The 4,971-nt window shown below is 65.9% G+C and carries 5 protein-coding genes; 3 read left to right on the forward strand and 2 right to left on the reverse strand.

The genetic code is table 11. From position 1 onward, the window contains the following. The first annotated feature begins 206 nt into the window (after window positions 1-206). On the forward strand, window positions 207-560 hold the full coding sequence (locus ACESMO_RS12475) for a hypothetical protein (protein WP_372708474.1): 354 nt from the start codon (window positions 207-209) through the stop codon (window positions 558-560). Between the two features lie 158 nt (window positions 561-718). Here the strand turns inward: ACESMO_RS12475 and ACESMO_RS12480 are convergent, their stop codons facing one another. Then, complete coding sequence (locus ACESMO_RS12480; protein WP_372708475.1) at window positions 719-1,852, reverse strand: serine hydrolase domain-containing protein; 1,134 nt, start codon at window positions 1,850-1,852, stop codon at window positions 719-721. A gap of 257 nt (window positions 1,853-2,109) precedes the next feature. After that, window positions 2,110-2,979, reverse strand: a complete 870-nt coding sequence (locus ACESMO_RS12485) for an isoaspartyl peptidase/L-asparaginase family protein (RefSeq protein WP_372708476.1) — start codon at window positions 2,977-2,979, stop codon at window positions 2,110-2,112. A 139-nt stretch (window positions 2,980-3,118) separates the two neighbouring features. Here ACESMO_RS12485 and ACESMO_RS12490 point away from each other — a divergent pair, with 139 nt between their 5' ends. Continuing rightward, a complete protein-coding gene (locus tag ACESMO_RS12490; protein ID WP_372708477.1) occupies window positions 3,119-4,120 on the forward strand; it encodes an NADPH:quinone oxidoreductase family protein in 1,002 nt (333 codons plus the stop codon). Beyond that, window positions 4,120-4,836, forward strand: coding sequence for a 2OG-Fe(II) oxygenase family protein (locus tag ACESMO_RS12495; protein WP_372708478.1), 717 nt, complete (start codon window positions 4,120-4,122; stop codon window positions 4,834-4,836). The genes ACESMO_RS12490 and ACESMO_RS12495 overlap by 1 nt, the downstream gene beginning before the upstream one ends. Window positions 4,837-4,971: the final 135 nt, after the last annotated feature.

Below are 4,971 nucleotides of genomic sequence, written 5' to 3' on the forward strand. Positions count from 1 at the left end.
ACAGCGGGAAATATGGCTTGATCCGACGCATCTGCTTGTTCGTCAGCCAAAACAGATCACTCATGACAGGCTCCTCCTGCCACCAGTGAATCAGATCGCCACGACCGTGTGAATCCCTTTAATGGGTCCTGAGCCTAGGGGGCTGGGATTGGCGAACGGACGAGGCTGGCATCAGGGGCGTTTTAGGATTCCCTCTCATCGGGCTCTTGTTCGACGTCGAGCACAATGTGCTGTGGTGGCCAGAGTGGGGACAAAAGCCACGATCTGCGAAAGAGCGAGCCGAGGTCGTCTCCGCTGTCGTGCAGGCCGCTCCTCCGCTTATCCCGATTATTGGGCACCGCTTTATTCCCCAGTTGCCCAATGAATCGGGAAATCCCGTATTCTCCGTGGTGCAGTCCGACGTGATCTACTACGGGTCCGATTTGGGAGATTACTTTGAACGAGAGTTCCATCCGGAACTAGTTCGCGAGCCGATGATGCTCGATAGCGTCAAGCACATCCCATTCTGGTCCGATCTTGTGGAGCGGAACATTCCTGATTGGGCGAATGGCCCGCCATGAGGCCTGCCCACGAGCGGACGCTCTGTACGTCAGCTTAGGGTCGGGCCACGACATTCGCTCACTGCCGGAAACCCGACATTGGTGGTCTGGGCAGAAAGCGGACCTGATAAAGTGCCGGCTGGGGTGGTTAGCGGTCTTGCCGCCGGACAACCATTGCATCACCTATCGACTGCTCGATCCTCCGCCAAATGTCTGAGGACGGCAGTGTTGGCGTCGACACTATCGTCCCCGCCGTTGTTGGTGAGCTGGATCACCACGATGCGCGACGCCGGGTAGGAAGACAGGTCTGCCTTGAAACCCCGCCAGTGACCGGCGTGCGAGATTCGGGCTGCGCCCTCGACATCCGGCTTCAGATTAAAGCCAAACCCGTAAGGTGCGGTCGAGCCGTCCGACAGGCGGACCGGGGTGGTCGCGCGGTGCCACAGTTCAGCCGGCAGGAGGTGGCGGTCCAGCGCGTTCTGCCACGCGAGGAGATCGATCACCGTGGAGTATAGACCGCCGCCTCCCCGGATGTAGACTCCCGGAATCTGGTCGTAGGGACGGCGCTCGTCGTTCGGACGGGGCTGGTAGGCTTCGACCCGGTTCCTGATTGCGAGTTCGGTCCCGGGCGTGCGGAGCAAGGTGTGGTTCATGCCCAAGGGCTGGAAGAGCGCGGTCTGCAGATAATCGCCGAACGGCTGGCCGCTGACGGCCTCGACCAATGACGCCAGCACCATGTAGCCGGTGTTGTTGTAGGCGTAGGTCTCCCCTGGCGCATTTTCCGCAGGCTTCGCCAGCGCGGCCAGGAATGGGACGATATCCGTCCCGTCGATCAAGGTGACGGCAGGCTGTCCGTCGGGCCCCGGGCGCAGGCGAGCCGCGTACTCGCCCAAAACGTCCGGAATGCCGGAGCTGTGAGACAGCAACTGGGCGATTGTCACCCCGGCGTAGGGGAAGTCCGGCAGATGCAGGGCAACCTTGTCGTCAACCGACAGCCGCCCGTCTTCAGCCAGTTTCAGGACCGCGACCGCCGTCATCTGCTTGGAGATCGAGCCGATATCGAAAGCACTGTCTGTCGTCAGTGCGGTGCGAGCGGCATCACCACCATCGCCGGCGGTGCCGATGAAGACTGGCTGGCCCTCCCGTGCGACCAGATAGACGCCGTTGCAGACGCGCGCTGCATGGCATTGCGAAAGCCAGTCCCGGAAGACGTCGGCCGTAGCCAGGGGCTGGCCTTGGACGGAGGTCGTCGCCAGAATCGACAACATGACGCCGCTCAACAACGCCGCCACCCTCAAGCGGAATTTCTTCATCGCGACAGCTCCTGCGAAGGCTACACGGCCATAGCCGTCAGAAAAGCCGTGGTCTTAGTCTGCGGAATAGTGAAGCCCCACTGAAACATCAACGGCGATGTCGCCTTTGGGTCGAAAGCGGTCTATCTCTATGGCTCGGAAACCAGACACCGGTCCACGACCGGAACTGACGCAGGCGTCTGCCATCCTGTCTCCCGATGACCGCCCCGATCCGGATTTCAGACGATTCAGACGATTCAGACCCTGCTTTTTTGCCCTCAGTGCCCGAACACATCGACCCCGATCCCGCCGTCGGAGGTCAGCCAGGCGCGCTTCATGCCCTGGCTGTTGAAGGGGTGGGCGATGTTGCCGTCGCGGTCGAGGGCGATCAGGCCGCCGTCGCCGCCCATGTCGCCGATCTCGTCGATCACCGCGCGGCCGGCCTCGGCCAGAGATTGCCCCGCGCCGACGCGCCAGCTGACCTGGGCGCAGGCGGCGACGCGGATGAAATACTCGCCTTGGCCCGTGCCCGAGACGGCGACGCGGCCATCGGCCCAGCTGCCGGCCCCCGGGATCGGCGTGTCGCCGACGCGCCCCGGCATCTTGCCGAATACGCCCGCCGTCGAGGTCGCCGCCGCCAGCCGTCCGTCGCGGTCCAGCACGCAGCAGCCGACCGTGCCATGGGCCAGCGTCCCGGGCGGATGGTTGTCCTCGCCCTGACCGGCTCGGGTGTACCAGGCGTCCTCGTCGCCGATCCTCTCCAGGCCCTGATCGAGGGCGAACAGGGCCGCGCCCTCGCCGGCCAGCATGACGTGGGGGGTGCGGTCCATCACCGCGCGGGCGGCCTCGACCGGGTTGCGGAACCCCTGCAAGGCGGCGACTGCCCCCGCCTTGCGGGTCGCGCCGTCCATCAGGCTGGCGTCCAGCTCATAGGCCCCGGCCAGATTGGGCGACGCCCCGCGCCCGGCGACATAGAGGCCGGAGTCCTCCAGCATCACCGTCGCCTCGACCGCGACGTCCAGCGCCGACGCCCCGTCGTCCAACCGCGCCTTCATGGCCTCCACCACCTGGCGCATTTGCGCGCTCTCGCGCGTGTAGTCGCGGTCGCGCCTCGCGCCCGCGCCGCCGTGGAGGATGAGGGCCGTCATGCAGGGTCGTCTCCAGATCGCCTCTTTCAAACGGGCGTGGCGCTGATTAGCCTCAAGCCGACGCGCGCGCCACCGGGGTGCTCGCAAACGCACACGGCCTCAAGCAGCGCGACCGCGCGATAGGCCAACGAGGATGATCATGCGCGCAGTCCTGTCCAAGGCTCCCGGCGGACCCGAAACTCTGGTGGTGGAGGAGGTGCTGGACCCCCGGCCGATGAAGGGTGAGGTGGTGATCGAGGTCCGGGCTGTGGGGGTCAATTTCCCCGACACCCTGATCATCGAGGACCGGTACCAGTTCAAGCCGACGCGTCCGTTCTCGCCGGGCGGCGAGGTGGCGGGGGTGGTAGAGGCCATCGGCGAGGGGGTGACGACCGTCCGCAAGGGCGACCGCGTCATCGCCGTGCCCGGCTGGGGCGGCATGGTTGAGCGGCTGGCCGTGCCCGCAACCTCGGTCATCAAGATGCCGGAGGGGATGGATTTCGAGACCGCGGCTGCGCTGGTGATGACCTACGGCACCTCCTACTACGCCCTGAAGGACCGGGCGCAGTTGAAGGCGGGCGAGAGCCTGCTGGTGCTGGGCGCGGCGGGCGGCGTGGGCGTGGCCGCGGTCGAGCTTGGCAAGGCCATGGGCGCGCATGTCATCGCTGCGGCCTCGACCAACGACAAGGTCCAGTTCGCCCTCGAAGCGGGGGCTGACAATGGCCTGATCTATCCGTCGGGCAAGATGGACAAGGCGGCCCAGAAAGAGCTGTCGGGCGAACTGAAGCTGGCTTCGGGGCGCGACGGGCCCGACGTGGTCTATGACGCCGTCGGCGGCGACTATTGCGAGCCGGCCCTGCGCGCCATGGACTGGAACGGTCGCTATCTGGTGGTCGGCTTCCCGGCCGGCATTCCGGCTCTGCCGCTGAACCTGACCCTGCTGAAGTCGGTGTCGGTGATCGGGGTGTTCTGGGGCGCGGCGGTGATGCGCGACCCGGCCGCCCACGCCGCCAACATGGCCGATCTGCTGCGCTTCTGGGCCGACGGCAAGATTCGCCCCAGAGTGAGCAAGACCTTCCCGCTGGAGCGCGCCCACGAAGCGATCAAGGCGCTGGCCGACCGGGCGGTTATGGGGAAGGTTGTCGTGACGGTCGAATCCTGATGCTGGCCCTGGCTTCCGATCTCGACGTCGCGGCTCTCAACCGGGCCTTCGCCGAACGTCGCCGGTTGCGCATCCCCGGCGTGCTGAGCCCCGCCAGTGCCGCAGCGGCGACGTCGGCGCTGGAAGCCTTCGACGGCTGGTCGGTCTGCGTGGCGGCAGGCGGCGAGCATTTCGAACTGCCGCTGAAGGACCGTCGCGCCGCCGAACCCGGCAAGCAGGGCTGGATAGATCAGGCCCGCATCGACGGCACCGACCCGCGCATGCAGTTCATCTACGACACCCGTCGCATCGCGTTCGAGCATGAGACGAGCCAACGCATCGACATGGTCTCGGGCTTTCCCGCCTTTCTGAACAGCGCTGCCTTTCTGGACTTCGCCCGGGCCGTGACGGGCGACGATCGCATCGACCATGCCAGCGCCCAGGCCACCCGCTATCGCCCCGGTCAGGCGCTGACCACCCACGACGACACCGGCATCGGCACCGGACGGCTTTACGCCTATGTGCTGAACCTGACGCGCGAATGGACCGTCGACTGGGGCGGAGCGCTGATCTTCCCGGGCGAGGACGGCCACATCGAGCAGGGCTTCGTGCCGACGTTCAACGGCCTGAACATCTTCGCGGTGCCGATGAAGCACGCGGTGACGCAGGTGGCGACGTTCGCGCCCCGCGACCGCTATGCGATCACCGGATGGTTGCGGATCGGCGAGGGGAACTAGAGCGTTCGCCGCTCAAGTTGACGTATAGCCATCATGCCGGAAGTAGTTGGCGCATTCCTGGGGTGTGAAGGCCTTGAGGATATCGCCGATGCGGTCCCAGAGGCCCGTCATTGTGGTCTCGGCGGCGGCTCGCAG

The organism is Brevundimonas sp. (assembly GCF_041688735.1).
Taxonomy (GTDB): Bacteria; Pseudomonadota; Alphaproteobacteria; order Caulobacterales; family Caulobacteraceae; genus Brevundimonas.

What these genes read in the sequence shown, in the direction of transcription:
- ACESMO_RS12480 (WP_372708475.1), bottom strand. Translation starts at nt 1,852, where the DNA reads ATGAAGAAATTCCGCTTGAGGGTGGCGGCGTTGTTGAGCGGCGTCATG.
- ACESMO_RS12485 (WP_372708476.1), bottom strand. Translation starts at nt 2,979, where the DNA reads ATGACGGCCCTCATCCTCCACGGCGGCGCGGGCGCGAGGCGCGACCGC.
- ACESMO_RS12490 (WP_372708477.1), top strand. Translation starts at nt 3,119, where the DNA reads ATGCGCGCAGTCCTGTCCAAGGCTCCCGGCGGACCCGAAACTCTGGTG.
- ACESMO_RS12495 (WP_372708478.1), top strand. Translation starts at nt 4,120, where the DNA reads ATGCTGGCCCTGGCTTCCGATCTCGACGTCGCGGCTCTCAACCGGGCC.